Annotated in this window: 1 protein-coding gene; it reads right to left on the minus strand. The window is 35.9% G+C overall.

Annotated features, from left to right (window positions below; translation table 11 throughout):
* Positions 1-301, minus strand: a 301-nt coding sequence (locus CPJCM30710_RS17895) for a transposase (protein WP_246503552.1), incomplete at both ends; no start/stop codon positions are given.

Here is a 301-nt window from a genome sequence, read left to right on the forward strand (position 1 = left end):
AGAAGATAGTCTCATTGCTATCTTCTTCATATTCTGAACTGCTGCTGTTAATAAGCATTGTTCAGAAACTTTGTTGAGTCCGCGCATACGCGCATAGCGAAGCCCGTGGAGATTTTTCGAATCTGCAAAGCTTCGCTCAACTGTTTCTTTCCTTCTATTGTATATACCTTTTCCCTTTTCAGTCTTAAGAAAATTTTTATTGTCGTCTTTATAATCTTCCCAAACATGTCTTCTGACAGTTTTATATTTAGCTTTCTCACTAAAACACTTATTTTTATGTGGACAGTGAAAGCAAATTTCC

It is taken from the genome of Clostridium polyendosporum (assembly GCF_018332455.1).
Classification (GTDB): domain Bacteria; phylum Bacillota; class Clostridia; order Clostridiales; family Clostridiaceae; genus Clostridium_AY; species Clostridium_AY polyendosporum.